This is a genomic window from Pseudomonas sp. DW-iso3 (assembly GCF_058725305.1).
The window spans coordinates 69,585-83,856 of the sequence record NZ_JBZXDZ010000009.1 but is presented as its reverse complement, the minus strand read 5'-3'; the positions used below and the strand labels follow the sequence as shown (position 1 = coordinate 83,856).

Genomic DNA, 14,272 nt, shown 5'->3' with positions numbered 1-14,272 from the left:
ACCAAGACTCTCTCCAACAACATTCCTACCCCCCAAGGGCTCGCGTTGATTTCCTACAGTCCCTCTACCGTGGGGCACAAGCCGCAGGCGGCAGGGCGTGACATCTATTGGCCACTATTCGTCGCATAAAACTGGTTATGATGCAAGCCTCATTTTCAGCCTCCACTGCTTTGGACCTGCCTAGTCATCACTTAGATGATCATCGAATCCACTACTCCAGCATGCTCCGGACTTATAGCCCCGCCCTTAATTATACGCTCTACTAGTTCGGCAATTTTACTTGCAAGAAGAGGTGGGACAGCATTCCCAACTTGATGGTATTGCTGCGTGCGATTGCCTAGGAAAAAATAATTATCTGGGAAAGTTTGCAATCTAGCTGCTTCCCTAACAGTCAGGCTGCGACATTGATTAGGGTCATAATGGATGAAGTAATGGCCATCTTTCGATATATGGCTTGTTATCGTTGAGGAGTACTGGTTGTTAAGTTGTACTCTAAAACGATCGCTAAATTTACCGCTTTCCCAGTTTTTATGGTCAGGAGCCAATCCGGGAAGATTGAATTCTTGATGGCCCTTTGGAGAGACATGGTGAGCCTGTGCGAAGACGGAGGCATATACATATCGCTTGAGATCTGCACTCATGTGGCTTCGAGCTTCATGGTTGAGCCAGACGTTTAACCTGTCGTCTGTAAACCACGAATCCAAATCGCCCGATTTTGTTTTGCCACTCCAAGAGGTTGTCTTTCTTACTCTCAATCCGCCATTATTCAACCGGCCTCCCGAAAATGAATCTCGGAAGATTTTAAGGTTCATCTCTAAGTTTGGATCCTGCTTCCCAGAGGAAATCAGGTCTGCATATAATGTGTCTAGGTGATTTAAAACTTCACTGCACCACTTGTCTGGAGTGTCGCTTCCCCTCGACAGCGTACTTCGTAGAGGCGGAAGGTTTCCGATTACGTCTCCAACTGTAACTGGTTCGGCAGTTTCAAGCTTGTGCTCGTTTACCTCGCCAATGTAATCTTGTGAAACACCGATCAAAATGACCCGGTGGCGACCTTGTGGAATGCCATATTCTTCAGCGCGTATTACAAAGTTGCTAAAGTCAATTGAATCTGGCGACATTCCTGATTCGTATATGTCATCAGAGACCAAGGAGCAGATTTTATATTTCGTACCACATCCGCCTTTGATACCTAATGCGGCATCAGGGTCAGCTAAGTCTTGGAGTATTTGTGGGAATATTTGAGTGCCGCTAACCTTCGAGGAAAGAATCCCTTTGACATTTTCCATCACAAATACTGCAGGACGCTTGCTCTGAATTATCCGAAGATACTCCCGGTAGAGGAAGTGGCGGTGGTCATCTTCCGCTTTGTATTCTGCATTTCCCTTGTTGCGTGCTCGTCCAACTATTGAATAAGCTTGGCAAGGGGGGCCACCAATTAATACCCAAGGTTTACTGGTATCTAGTCTCGCTTCTAGGATGCGGTCTAGCTCGGCATTCCCCTCCGCACTCCCTAGTTTAATTTGGCGGGCCTCTTTATCGGCATGCTGCCATTCTTTGGCGCTGTTCGAAGTCCAAGGTTGTGATGCCCCACCCGTCTCGCAGTAGTAATAGTAGTCGTCAAGGGCTGCTGGATTGTTTTTTTTCAGCGCTCGATAAAATGCACGGAGTCTTAGCGTAGATCGAGCGAACGGGTCCATTTCTGCTGAGACTAATACATCAAAGCTTCTGCCCTCATTGAGTGAAGAGAAACCTTCACCAAGGCCGCCAGGGCCAGCGAAGAGATCCACGACCTGTAAAGGGTTGTTACAATTCATGAGCTACATCTGCCAAAGGTAAACGAAAGTGGATGTTGTAGATAAAGCGACCAGATCTCGGATGATGGCTGCGATAACCGGCAAAAATACACAGCCTGAGCTCGCACTGCGCCGTTTCCTTCATGCTTTGGGCTATCGTTTTCGCCTGCACCGCAAGGACCTCCCTGGCAAGCCTGACATTGTAATGCCCAAGCTCCGGACCTGTATATTTGTACACGGATGTTTTTGGCATCGACATGCTGGATGTCAGTACGCTACTACACCTAAGACTCGGAGCGAATTCTGGGCGGCAAAATTTTCAAGGAACGTTGAGAGAGACCTCGAAAATGTACAGGCGCTGGAAGCCAAAGGCTGGACGGTCATGGTTGTGTGGGAGTGCGAGATCAAGCAAGGCGGTGGGCGCTTGTCTGATCTACATGAGGCCCTACAAGTGAAGGAGTTGTCCGCTGCCTCAGTGAGGCCTCGTTGTAGGTAATGTTGGCGCCGACTGGACAGGTTGATCGTGACTTCTACGGCCGTCGACGGCAGGAGCGCTTGCCACTTGATCGATCTGTCAGCAACCGCGCAGTCCCTAGCCGCTTACTGATTAGTAAAGCGGTGAGTTTGTAGTAGTACTGGCTTGCGCTTGAGTGGTCCTTCAGAAAGTGAGTCAAAAACCAGCGCATATGCTTTCGCTGCCAAGTCCAAGGGGTGTTTCGTTGCCAGCGCTCGTGGATCGCCGCTTGCATGATTTGAGCTTGTCGGAGGTGCCTTTGCTGCGTGCTCTTCGAGCCGCACTGAACGCCGATCAAGAACAACGTCATATCAAAGGATTTGCTCATGACCGGCCACCGATGTAGGCCGAAACCACATCGAGCCGGTTATGTCCGAGCTCAAGACTGATTTGTAGGCGTGCCTGTTGATCAAGGTCGGGGTCGATTCGATAGCAATGGCCGCCATTGACTGGGGCTGCATAGCCTGTGAAATGCTCGTAGCGTTTGCAAGCGTAGGCGGCGCGCAATTCATGAAACCCCTTTAGCTTGTGCCTATGCAGAATTTTGCGGGCGGGGCGCACCGTCATTTGCAGGAACGCGGCGTAGCTTTCTTCTGGGGCCAGCAGGTTACGGCTGCCCCTCGGTGATGCATTTCTTGCGAAAAGGATTGCCTCGTTTACCTCATTGTTGGCAGCAATCCACCGCGGCGCTGATGCCCCAGAGCGGCCGCCTTTGGTGCCGTCTTGGATATTGATACGACCCAAGTGCTTGGCCTCATGGTGCAAGCGTGGCAGGTCCGCTAGGATCGCTTCGCGCAGGCGCATGCCGGTTGCTCGGGCCAACAGGGCAATCGCGGCCACTCGCTCGTACTGCTGTTCATGCAATACCTGCAGCACGCGCTGTACCTGTTGATGGTCTTGGCCAGCTGGAGCTTGGGAGCGTACGTTGGAGCGCTGCTGCCCTAATGCCTGGCTCGGGCTGATGACTCTCACTTCATGATCACCGCGCAGCGCGGCAAGGGTGCGGTTGACGCTGCTCAGGCGATTTTGCGCGGTAGCGATGCATAATTCGCCTTGCTGGATCTGCTGACGCAGGTATGCGACGTAGTCCTGGAGCGTCTGTTGATCAATTTGGCGCGCGTCGTTGTAACCGGGGCCGCCCTCTGACCGGCACCAGTCTACGAATGCTTGCCAGCGATCGCTATGCGCTTTGACCGTGGCGAAGTGGCCGCCGGCGAACATGTCCCCTAGTGCCTGCCGACCGGCATAGCTCAATTGGCGACCATAGCCAAAGTTGCGACCATCACGCCGACCGACCAGCGCCATTGTCTTCACCTTGATCGTTGGTTTGTAGGTGCAGCAGCAGGGCTTTCCAGTGGGCGCTGACGCTGTCCAACTGTCCCCAGTGTGCTGGGCGGATGAGAAGGGCGTTTTCGCTGTGTTGCAGCAAGGCCCCGTCTTCTTGCAACTGCTCGATGAGCCGAGCGAGGTCGATTGACTCAGATGTTGGAGCGGCGACAACGGCGACACTGGCGACAACCCCCGCCGCATCTGGATTGGCACGTGGCGACAAAGTGGTGGCAGTGGCGGCGACACGTCGTAACTCGGTCGGCGAGCAATGTTGCGCCCGATAGCGGCGCACGGCGTCATTGAGGCGGAACATGGCGCACCTCGAATATGTCCCCGTCATTGTCCAGCCAGTTATGGGCAACCAGCTGCAGCAATAACTCGAAAGTGTGCCGCGTGCTTTTACGGGCAAAGCGAGGGCCGTTGCGCGTGAGATCGCGGAGGCGAAACGGTGGCCATTTCTTCTTTATCAACCAGCGCAGCAGGCAATCAGCCTCTGCGCGAAGCTTATTCAGTGGTTCCTGTTCAGTCAGGCGTTGGCTCTCGGCCAGGTAGTAGTCCATCAGCGTGGAGGCGCGCTGAATGTGCCTGTCTTCCAATACAGTCGATTCCTCAACCACCGCCATGACACCAGCCATGCGTAGTACGTTCGCGGCGGCTTTGCTCGCCGCGGCTTGGACGTTGACCAGCTCGCCGAACTCCCCTGACTCGCATTCAATGGTGTCGTGAATGGCAATCCATGCATCACGGGCGCGTGGGCTCAACTCTATGACCGCAGGTGTGAGGCCACCATCTGTATGCCGTGACCAAGGCTTCTGCATGAGCGCGGCAATGCGCTGCTGGTATAGGTGCACCTTTGGATCTCGGGTCAGGTCGATGGCTTTGTACAGTCGTTGTCCAACCAGACGCTCTGGCCAACTGATCAGACAGCGTCCCAGGATGCCCTGGTCTTTGATATCAGCGTCCTGCAGCAAGCGGTCTGCCAGGCGGGGTTGAAGCATCAAGTGCATGCTGAGGCGGCGATCATAGGCACGCAGACTTTCTCCAGTCATCGCGCGCGACCGATCAACCGGGCTACCGTCCCACAGCGTCGACAAGTGAGTGATCGCCTTGATCATGTTGTCCTTGCTCATGGTGCTGCCGCCCAAAAACTGCCCGCCCTCATCGCTGAACAGCCCCATGCTGGGCAAACCGTGGCACAGACTTTTGACCAGGCCCTCAATGGTCGGCTCAGCAGTGAGCAGTCTTGGTTGGACAGGTTCAGGTTGGGCGTCCAGCGCTAGCTGTGCTGACTTTTTCGAGGTCGTTGACTTCGCGGTGAGGCTCATTGCAGCTCGGTGCGCCTTGAGCTGTTCGCCATAGGCGATCCACTGCTCTCTTTCCCAGTCGCGTACGGCCTGCAGTGCAATATGGTCCACCGCGCTTTTGCGATCACCCGAGCAAGCCACCGTCAGCAAGTACAGCGACAACGGATAGATTCGTCCGTCGAGATGAACATTGGCGTGCGCCTGGCTCGCCAAAGCTGCCGTGGCTAGAACAGATTGCGCGGCCATGGCGCAGGGCACGCCGATCACATCGGCCATGCGCTCTACGGCCGGCCGCAAAAGATCGCCCAGCGCCGCGACCGGGTAGGGTAGGGGCGTAATCTGCTGTTCCAACAAGGGGCGTGGTGGCCCTTGGACTTCACGCAGTTGCATAGCCTTCCTCCATAAATTACTGATCTATCCCTCACGTCATCCCGCCAAGAATGTTGAGTGTTATCAGGGATCAAGGCCCCTGCGACCTGTGAGGGTGTCCACTGACGTGGGACGGCGGCTCCTTACGACCAGGAGCAAGGGCATCTCATGATCTGGCCTCCTGAACACCGTTACCGGTGGGCGGGTGGAGGCTGCATTGGCTGACGAGACCAGTGCCGCGAGATCCTGAGCCAGCTGCAAGCAGCACTGCGATGACCGGGGCATGCCTGACTGTCAGTCAGGTGCAGTCCATTCCCTGGTCTGCGGCACCATCATCTACAGCGCTGTTGCTGGTGACATCGGCGTTTGTCACGCTGATTGTCACGAGGGGAATTGCCGCAAAGCCCTGTGCGATGAGGGCTGCAGCAGTGGCAGGAGCGCCCGTCTCTTTTCTGGAAAAAGAGACGGGCGAACGGTTGGCGCAAAACGTCGGCCGAGCAGGTTCGTTGCTGCAGGGCTAAAGGGTTAGCGGGCAGCCGCACTAGGCGGATTGTTTAGAGGGCGTCCATCATTCTGGCGAATGACCGTGCGAGCCTCCGGGCGCGAATCGCACTTTGGGATGAACCACCGGGTTAGCGGCATGACCTTGAAGGCTCTGGTCATCTGGGGTGCTGCCTAAGGCAGCGCTTTGAATCTTCGTTCTATCGGTCACCGCGGCACGGGTCAATTGGTGAAGGGCACATGGAAATGCGCCAGATTCCTCCTCTGGCGTGCTTTGGAAGTCGGTGGGTGTCAGTGGCAAAGTGGCCGTTTGTCGCTTTTCTAGTGTTAGCCCGTGAGCGTGGGGATGCGAAGCCTCCCCACGCTCACGGGCTTAGCCGGAGAAGCCAAAATCTAGGCGAGTTGGCGACTGTCGCCATCCGCTCAGACGGCAAGGATGTAGATTGCACGCGGTCTGTCGCCAGTGTCGCCGTTGTCGCCGCCCTATCGGATGGGTACTACGTTCCGATCCCTGGCCACATTCATCGCGCTGGCCGAGAGATTGCCCGTCGACGCCTTCAGAATGTACTCGCTCCACCAGGCCATCATCGGCCGCCGTCGCTCGATGTAGTCGGCTCGGTTGTAGGCACTGCGCACCTCATCCTTGTCGACGTGGGCCAACGCCACTTCGATGAGCTCCGGGTCCCACCCATGTTCATTCAATATGGTGCTGGCCATCGAGCGCATGCCGTGGCTGACCAGGCGGTCTTGGAAGCCCATGCGTTTCAATGCCATGTTGGCGGTCTGGCTATTGGCATGAGTACGAGGGTTTCGGTCTGCCGGGAAGACGTATTCCCGATGACCACTGTGAGACTTCAGTATCTCCAGCAATGACATGGCTTGATCGCTCAGCGGGATGCTGTGCGGGCGGCGCTTCTTCATCCGCTCCGGCGGGATGGTCCAGACACGCCTTTCAAAGTCGATGTCTGCCCAGCGAGTAGTCGCCGCCTCGGCGGGGCGAGTCATGGTGTGCAACTGCCATTCGATCAGGCAGCGGGTCGTGCGCTTGATGCTGGCGTTCGCTATTTCCAGCATGAGTTCAGGAAGCTCCTCGGGTGGTAGCGCCGCCATGTTTTCTTTCTTCGGTTTCTTGAATACCGCCCGAATCCCGCTGAGCGGGTTCGCGAAAATCATTCCCGAATTGACCCCGTAGGTCATGATCTCGTTGAGGCGCTGGCTAAGCCGCTTCACGGTTTCCAAGCTGCCTTTGGCTTCGATGGGCCGAAGAACTTTTATCACCATCGGTGCGCTGACTTCCGAGATCGGAGTCGATTTCATGCTCGGGAAAATGTGCAGCGTGAGTGAGCGCCAGATGTCCTCGGCATAAGCCGGCGTGACCGAGTCCTTTTTCAGCTCGAACCAGGCGGTAGCTACCTTCTCGAACGTATGTTCCGTCTCGGCTAGCTTGGCCTGCGCGAGCTCATTGCGCTGAGCTTTTGGGTCGATCCCCTGCGCAAGTACTTCCCTAGCCTCAACCGCTTTTCGCCGAGCTTGCGCCAGAGAGACCTCAGGGTAGGAGCCGAGCGCCATGTTGATTCGATTCTTGGTGACCGGATGCCTGTAGTTGAAATTCCACTGCATCGAGCGGTTGACCCGGACTCGGAGCTGGAGGCCGTCGCCATCCGTGAGGACATAGTCCTTGTCTTTGGGCTTGACCGCCTTGAGCTGGCGGTCGGAGAGACGAGCTGTTTGAGCGCACATGGGAGAAGCTCCATGACACCTTTTGGTATTCCCAAGATTAGCCCCAGGTAGGCTGGAATACCACGGGGAATACCGGGATGGCTGGAACTCAAAAAACCGTTGCGGCCCTCAAAAGAGCAGTAAACCCTTGATTTCACTGACTTCCAGGCCCAAAAAAAGACGTCCGTGGACGTCTTTGATTGATCATTTGGTGGAGCCGGGGGGATTTGAACCCCCGTCCGCCAGTACTCCGCTGTCGGTACTACATGCGTAGCCGTTTCTATTAAGTTAACCCTCAGCGACCCGAAGGGCAGGGTGCTTTGGGCGAGTTGTGTAAGTTTTAGCCGCTTCGTCCACAACGTACTGCACGGCGATTCTGTTCTATATGACAATCACTTTGGGTTTACAGACATCCCCTGGTGATTGCTGGACCCGAAGGTACCAGAAGCTCAGGGCTAAGGCTGCTTACGCAGCGAGAGCGAATTCCTGGCCGTAGTTTTCGTCATTGGCAACTATAAGAAGTTGCAACAGTGGATTTACGAGTTCTGTTACCAACTCGGCATGCACCTAAAGTTTCGCAACCGGCGTCGAATCCTAAACGGCCCCGTGCTTGTAACTCGTTGTTTCATAGTGAGTGACAAGCCTGTGCAGTGTACGCCAAACCGTCACGGAAGGCCAACCCGAAGGTTTGCCTTCCGTGACTGAGCGGCCTATTGGCCGCCTTTTTCGCTGTTCTGCAGGTCTTGCAGCGCCTTCGAGGTGATCTCGATGCACTTTTTGTCATCGCCGGCGGCGTGGGCCGCTTTGGCTTGGGAGACGGCAGTGTCTATTTCGCCGCTTTTGCCGCTGGTGTCAGTGGCGAGCAGCGCTTTACCGTTGTTGATTTTGTCCAGATTGATTTTGCACAGATCGGGCTCGCCCGCAGCGAACACAGGGGAAGCCAGCATCGCAGCGGTAATGAACAAGCCAGCAAGAGCGGAACGCTTCATAGGGTATCTCCTTGCGCAAAAGGGCTCGACGCTGCTGGCGTTCAGGGGCTGCCAGCGACATCACTGATGAGCCTCGTTTGTCGAGGCCTATGCAGATGACTACGCCGGCACGCAGGGGTTCTGTTTTTTTTGCAGGATCATTTCTTCAGGATCAGTGGGCGCGGGCCTGGGTGACACGGTCCACCAAGTAGACCAGCCCGTGATAATCGATGCCGCCATGCTGGCTCAGGCCGATCTCGCAAGTGCGGCTGGTGGAGATGCCTTCGCTGCAATATTGCACCGCGTCCTTGAGGGTGCGCAGTGAGTGGGCGTTGAGTTCCGGCGTGGTGAAGCCTTTGTCACCGGCAAACCCGCAGCAATGAATGCCTTCGGGGATGACCACGGTGTTGGAGCAGCGCCGTGCCAGGTCGATCAGGGCCTGGCTTTCGCCCAGGTGCTGCGTGCTGCAGGTGACGTGAACGGCGATGGGGGCTTCCTGGGGCGTGAAGTCGAGGCGGTCCATCAGGTGCGTGCGGATGAAACGCACGGGGTCATACAGGTCTAGGCGCGTATCGCCTAGGTCCTGCACCAGGCGCAGGGTGCAAGGGCTGGTGTCGCAGTAGATCGGGTCGAGCCCGCCACGGCTGGCGTGGAGCAGGGCGCCAATCAGCTCCTGGCGCTTGTGTTCGGCTTGTTCGGCGTAGCCTTTGGAGGCGAAGGGCTGGCCACAGCACAGGCTGTCCTGATTGTCGGGGAACACGACTTGGTAACCGGCTTTTTCCAACAGGCTGCGGGTTTTATCGTACAGCGACATCTGTTCCTTATCCCCCGCTGCCGGCCCCATGGCGCGTGAGACGCAGGCGGCCAGGTAGACCACTCGCGGCCGCTCGTCCGTTACCGCCGGGCTGAAACGAATGGCTTTTTCTGGCTGGGGCATGGCGGCGGTCCACTGCGGGATTTGCCCCTTGGACAGCTTGGTCATGCTGGCCGACAGCTTCGCCAGGCGTGGTGCGCCCAGCAGCATGCGTGCGCCGTTGGCCACGTGCAGGGTGAAGCGCGCGCCTTGGAGTGCGGTGGAGAAATGGGTGGCGAGCCATTCGGCGGTTTTCGTACGGTCAGCGTCGCGGCTGCGTAGTTTTTTCACCAGATCGCCGGTATTGATTCCTACCGGGCAGCGCTGAGCGCAGAGGCCGGTGGCAGCGCAGGTGTCGATGCCTTGATAGTGATAAGCCGCCTCCAACTCAGTGGTGTCGACACCGGCACGTTTTTTCGCCTGGATGTCGCGCCAGATCACGATGCGTTGGCGCGGGCTCAAAGTCAGGCCTTTCGACGGGCACACCGGTTCACAGAAGCCGCACTCGATGCACTTATCCACAAGCTCATCAGCGGCGGGTAGCGGCTTGAGGTGCTTGAGGTGGATTTGCGGGTCCTGGCTGAGCACCACGTCCGGGTTGAGAATGCCGTTGGGGTCAAGCAGGCGCTTGAGTTGCCACATCAATTGATAGGCGTCGCTGCCCCATTCCAGCTCCACGAACGGCGCCATATTGCGTCCGGTGCCGTGTTCGGCTTTTAGCGAGCCACCAAACTCCACGGCCACCAATTGCGCCACGTCGTCCATGAACGCCTGATAGCGTGTGACTTCTTCCGCACTGTTGAAGCCTTGGGTGAAGACGAAGTGCAGATTGCCTTCCAGCGCGTGTCCGAAAAGTATCGCTTCGTCGTAGTGATGTTTGTCGAACAATTCGATCAAGCGATTGACGCCGATTGCCAGTTGCTCCACCGGGAAGGTCACGTCTTCGATGATCACGGTGGTACCGGTTTTGCGCACGGCGCCGACAGCTGGGAAGGTGTCCTTGCGGATTGCCCACAGGCGGGCGTTCTCTGTGGGGTCTTCGGTGAAGTCGACCTGTTTTTCCACCGGGAATTGGGCCAGGGAGGCCATGATGAGCGCCAACTGCTCATGCAGTAAGGACGACGACGCTGCACGGGATTCGATCAACAGGGCGCAGGCATTTTCCGAGAGTTGCTGTACGAAAGCGGGCATGCCTGGCTTGTTCTGTACCGAGCGCATGCTGCGTCGGTCCAACAGCTCGACGGCCGAGACCGGCTGGGTTTTGAGGATGGTGACTGCGTTGCAGCAGGTTTCGACATCTGGAAACACAATCAACGCCGACGCTTTATTCGGGTGATCTACCACCGTGTCGTAGGTGACCGCGCTGATAAAGCCCAGGGTGCCCTCGGAACCCACCAGCAGATGGCTAAGGATATCCAGCGGCTCATCGAAGTCCACCAGGGCATTCAGCGACAGTCCGGTGGTGTTTTTCAGACGGTATTTGTGACGAATTTTCGCGGCTAATTCGGCATTTGCCCGTGTCTCGCGACCCAATGTTGCCAGCCGCTCAAGCAGCGCACCGTGTTGTTCACGGAACGCCTTAACGCTGGTGGCGTCTTCGGTATCCAGGCGGCTGCCGTCAGCCAATACCAAGCGTATGCCGGCCAGGGTGTGGTAAGTGTTCTGCGCCGTGCCGCAGCACATGCCGCTGGCATTGTTGGCGACGATGCCGCCGATCTTGCAGGCGTTTATCGACGCTGGGTCCGGCCCGATCTTGCGCCCGAACGGCGCCAGCCACGCATTGGCCTGGGCGCCGATCACGCCGGGCTGCAGACGGATTTGCGTGCCTTGCCCGCGAATCTCGCGGCCATTCCAGTTGTCCCCCAGCACGATCAGCACCGAGTCGCTGATGGCCTGCCCGGACAGGCTGGTGCCGGCGGCGCGGAAGGTCACGGCTACGTGGTCGCGCTGAGCCCATTGCAACAAGGCAACGACTTCGTCTTCTGACTCCACGCGGATCACCAGCTGTGGGATCAATCGGTAAAAGCTGGCGTCAGTGCCGAAAGCGAGGGTGGAAAGTGGGTCGTCGAAACGTCGATCTTTAGGGATCAGTTGTGCGACGTCGCTCAGGAAAGCAGCAGGCAGGCTCATCGGTCCTCCAGAAATAGCTGACGCCGGAATCGTGTCCGGCGTCGATTCTTACCCTATTACGTGCAGGTTTTAGTGCACCAGCATACCGGTGAACCAGTAAGCCTGGGCCAGGGTGATCAGCCCGACGATGGTGGCAAAGAACAGGCTGTGCTTGAGAGTAAAGCGGAACAGGTCGGATTCTTTGCCCACTAGGCCGGTAGCGGCGCACGCCACCGCGATGGACTGCGGCGAGATCATCTTGCCGGTAACGCCGCCGCTGGTGTTGGCAGCGACCAACAAGGTGTCGTTGACGCCGATCTGATGCGCGGTGGTGGCTTGCAGGGAGCTGAACAAGGCGTTGGACGAGGTGTCGGAGCCTGTCAGGAAAACACCCAGCCAGCCAAGGAAAGGCGAGAAGAACGGGAAGGCTGCGCCCGTGCCGGCCAGTACCAGCGCCATGGTCGAAGACATGCCGGAGTAGTTGGTAACGAATGCGAATGCCAACACCATCCCAATCGACAGGATCGGCCAGCGCAGTTCGTAGAAGGTCTCTTTTAAAGTGGTAAGACCAGTCTTGATGTCAATTTTCAGTACCAGCATCGAGATCAACGCCGAGAAGAAAATCGCAGTGCCGGTCGCTGAAATCGGGTCCAGTTTGAACACGGCCGGGATCGCAGTGGGGTTGGTTACGATCGGCGCGACTTTGATCACCAGTTGGTCCAGGTGCGGGATAGCGAAGTTGAACACCCAGCTGTACATCGAGCCCCCGGCAGCAAACATCGCTTTGAACGGCTTGAGGGTCCAGATAGTGACCAGCACGGTAAGAATCAGGAACGGCGACCAGGCCTTGAAAATCTGGCCGAGGCTGTAGGGCGAAACGATTGTGTTGCGCGGCAGACCGAAACCGCCTGCGCTGGCGGTGACGGCGGCGCTGGAGGTGGCGCCGGCAATCTGGGCACCTGCGGTGCGTTTGGGTTGCCAGACTTTCAGGAACAGCGTCAGGGAAATCAGGCTGGCCAGGGCCGAGGTGATGTCCGGCAGTTCCGGGCCGATGAAGTTGGAGGTGAAGTACTGGGTGATGGCAAAGCTCAAGCCGGCGACCAGTGCCGCTGGCCAGGTTTCACGCACGCCGCGCACGCCGTCCATCATGAACACCAACCAGAACGGTACGAACAACGACAGCAGCGGCAGTTGGCGACCAGTCATGGCGCCGATCTTGAATGCGTCAATGCCGGTCACCTGACCTGCAACGATGATCGGGATGCCCAGCGCCCCAAAGGCCACGGGGGCGGTGTTTGCAATCAGGCACAGGCCGGCGGCGTACAGCGGGTTGAAGCCCAGGCCGACCAGCAGTGCAGCGGTAATTGCCACGGGGGCGCCGAAACCGGCCGCACCTTCCAGGAAGGCGCCGAAGCAGAAGCCGATCAATAGCACTTGCAGGCGCTGGTCGTCAGTGATCGACAGGACCGAGCTGCGGATGATTTCGAACTGGCCGCTTTTGACCGTGAGTTTGTAGAGGAACACCGCCGCGACGATGATCCACGCGATGGGCCACAGACCGTAGGCAAAGCCATAACCGGCGGCGGCCAATGCCATGTCTACCGGCATCTGGAAGGCGAAGATCGCGACCAGGATCGACAGCGCCAAGGTAATGCTGCCCGCCACGTGGCCTTTGAGGCGAAACACGGCCAGGGCCAGGAAGAAGAATACGATCGGAATAACGGCCGCCATTGCGGACAGGCCGAGGCTGCCGAGCGGGCTGTAGAGCTGTTGCCAGGTTTGCATGATGGGGTGGCCCCTGATTGTTGTTGTTTGGTCAGCTTGGGTAATTGGTAATACCAATTTACAGTCGCTGTTGGCTAGAGTAAAAGCCTTGGTTGGGGCGTGTCAATTTGCCGCTTACGAAACTTTGGTCGTAGGTGGGTGGCAAGGGTGCGCTGATCAGTGGAAATGAGGGCGCTCTGATAGGTGCTGCATTCGTTGTGATCGGCGAGAATAGAGGGCCCGGCGAGTGGTCGGGATGGTGGAGAGTGAGTGATGGGGTTTGATCAGGTGCGTCAGCGCCGTTTGTCTGATGACATCGTCGAGCAGCTTGAGGGCATGATCCTTGAGGGCACGCTGAAGTCGGGCGAGCGCTTGCCGGCCGAACGCGCGTTGGCTGAACAATTCGGGGTGTCGCGACCTTCTTTGCGAGAGGCGATCCAGAAGCTGGCAGCCAAAGGTTTGCTCGTCAGCCGCCAGGGTGGTGGTAACTACGTGGCTGAATCTTTGGGTTCCACGTTCAGTGACCCGCTGTTGCTCCTGTTGGAGAACAACCCCGAGGCTCAGCGGGATCTGCTGGAGTTTCGTCAGACCCTTGAGGCCTCGTGTGCTTATTACGCCGCGTTGCGCGCGACAGAGGTGGATCGCGAGCGTCTCACGGCTGCGTTCGAAGCGCTTCAGGATTGCTACACCCGTTCCGATGAGGTGAGCCGGGTCGAAGAGGGGGCGGCGGATGCGCGGTTTCACTTGGCTATCGCCGAGGCGAGCCACAACGCTGTGTTGCTGCACACGATTCGCGGCCTGTTCGACCTGCTCAAGCGTAACGTGGTGACCAACATTGGCGGCATGTATCAACAGCGTACGGAAACCCGCGACATGCTGATCAGTCAGCACCGGGATCTGTACCTGGCGATTATCGAGGGGCGTGCCGAGCAGGCGCGGGAAGTTTCAACACGTCACCTGCTGTATGTGCAGGAAGTGTTGGAAGAAGTGCGTCAGGAAGTTCAGCGTGTGGCGCGTGCGGAGCGGCGCAAGGGGACGTAGCCGAG

11 protein-coding genes and 1 other RNA gene are annotated in these 14,272 nt (G+C 57.5%); 2 read left to right on the top strand and 10 right to left on the bottom strand.

Annotated elements, in window-relative coordinates; translation table 11 throughout:
• Nucleotides 1–191: 191 nt before the first annotated feature.
• A complete protein-coding gene (locus AC4PS7_RS24530) occupies nucleotides 192–1,817 on the bottom strand; it encodes a DNA cytosine methyltransferase (RefSeq protein ID WP_492179803.1) in 1,626 nt (541 codons plus the stop codon).
• Between the two features lie 28 nt (nucleotides 1,818–1,845).
• Here AC4PS7_RS24530 and AC4PS7_RS24525 point away from each other — a divergent pair, with 28 nt between their 5' ends.
• Nucleotides 1,846–2,292 (top strand): very short patch repair endonuclease, encoded by a 447-nt coding sequence (locus tag AC4PS7_RS24525; RefSeq protein WP_492179802.1) that lies wholly within the window; start codon nucleotides 1,846–1,848, stop codon nucleotides 2,290–2,292.
• Between the two features lie 34 nt (nucleotides 2,293–2,326).
• On the opposite strand, the gene AC4PS7_RS24520 is transcribed toward AC4PS7_RS24525, so the two are convergent.
• The 9 genes from AC4PS7_RS24520 to AC4PS7_RS24480 all read right to left on the bottom strand — a co-directional run bounded on the left by AC4PS7_RS24520 (nucleotide 2,327) and on the right by AC4PS7_RS24480 (nucleotide 13,247).
• A complete protein-coding gene (locus AC4PS7_RS24520; RefSeq protein WP_492179800.1) occupies nucleotides 2,327–2,638 on the bottom strand; it encodes a hypothetical protein in 312 nt (103 codons plus the stop codon).
• Nucleotides 2,635–3,615 (bottom strand): integrase domain-containing protein, encoded by a 981-nt coding sequence (locus AC4PS7_RS24515; protein WP_492179798.1) that lies wholly within the window; start codon nucleotides 3,613–3,615, stop codon nucleotides 2,635–2,637. The genes AC4PS7_RS24520 and AC4PS7_RS24515 overlap by 4 nt, the downstream gene beginning before the upstream one ends.
• On the bottom strand, nucleotides 3,593–3,952 hold the full coding sequence (locus AC4PS7_RS24510) for a hypothetical protein (RefSeq protein WP_492179796.1): 360 nt from the start codon (nucleotides 3,950–3,952) through the stop codon (nucleotides 3,593–3,595). Before AC4PS7_RS24510 ends, AC4PS7_RS24515 begins: the two co-directional genes overlap by 23 nt.
• Nucleotides 3,936–5,333 carry a YfjI family protein gene (locus AC4PS7_RS24505; protein WP_492179795.1) on the bottom strand — a complete coding sequence of 466 codons (1,398 nt, stop codon included), beginning with the start codon at nucleotides 5,331–5,333 and terminating at the stop codon, nucleotides 3,936–3,938. The genes AC4PS7_RS24510 and AC4PS7_RS24505 overlap by 17 nt, the downstream gene beginning before the upstream one ends.
• A gap of 963 nt (nucleotides 5,334–6,296) precedes the next feature.
• Nucleotides 6,297–7,553 (bottom strand): integrase domain-containing protein, encoded by a 1,257-nt coding sequence (locus AC4PS7_RS24500; RefSeq protein WP_492179794.1) that lies wholly within the window; start codon nucleotides 7,551–7,553, stop codon nucleotides 6,297–6,299.
• A gap of 188 nt (nucleotides 7,554–7,741) precedes the next feature.
• Nucleotides 7,742–8,138: a transfer-messenger RNA gene (gene ssrA / locus AC4PS7_RS24495) on the bottom strand.
• A 104-nt stretch (nucleotides 8,139–8,242) separates the two neighbouring features.
• Nucleotides 8,243–8,521: a PA2433 domain-containing protein gene (locus AC4PS7_RS24490; protein WP_010206635.1), complete on the bottom strand. Its 279-nt coding sequence runs from the start codon at nucleotides 8,519–8,521 to the stop codon at nucleotides 8,243–8,245.
• 151 nt (nucleotides 8,522–8,672) lie between these two features.
• Entirely contained in the window at nucleotides 8,673–11,483 is a 2,811-nt protein-coding gene (locus tag AC4PS7_RS24485) for an FAD-binding and (Fe-S)-binding domain-containing protein (RefSeq protein ID WP_069673164.1), read from the bottom strand.
• Between the two features lie 69 nt (nucleotides 11,484–11,552).
• Nucleotides 11,553–13,247 carry a lactate permease LctP family transporter gene (locus AC4PS7_RS24480; RefSeq protein WP_010206633.1) on the bottom strand — a complete coding sequence of 565 codons (1,695 nt, stop codon included), beginning with the start codon at nucleotides 13,245–13,247 and terminating at the stop codon, nucleotides 11,553–11,555.
• Between the two features lie 252 nt (nucleotides 13,248–13,499).
• Here AC4PS7_RS24480 and AC4PS7_RS24475 point away from each other — a divergent pair, with 252 nt between their 5' ends.
• Complete coding sequence (locus AC4PS7_RS24475) at nucleotides 13,500–14,267, top strand: FCD domain-containing protein (RefSeq protein ID WP_010206631.1); 768 nt, start codon at nucleotides 13,500–13,502, stop codon at nucleotides 14,265–14,267.
• Nucleotides 14,268–14,272 lie beyond the last annotated feature (5 nt).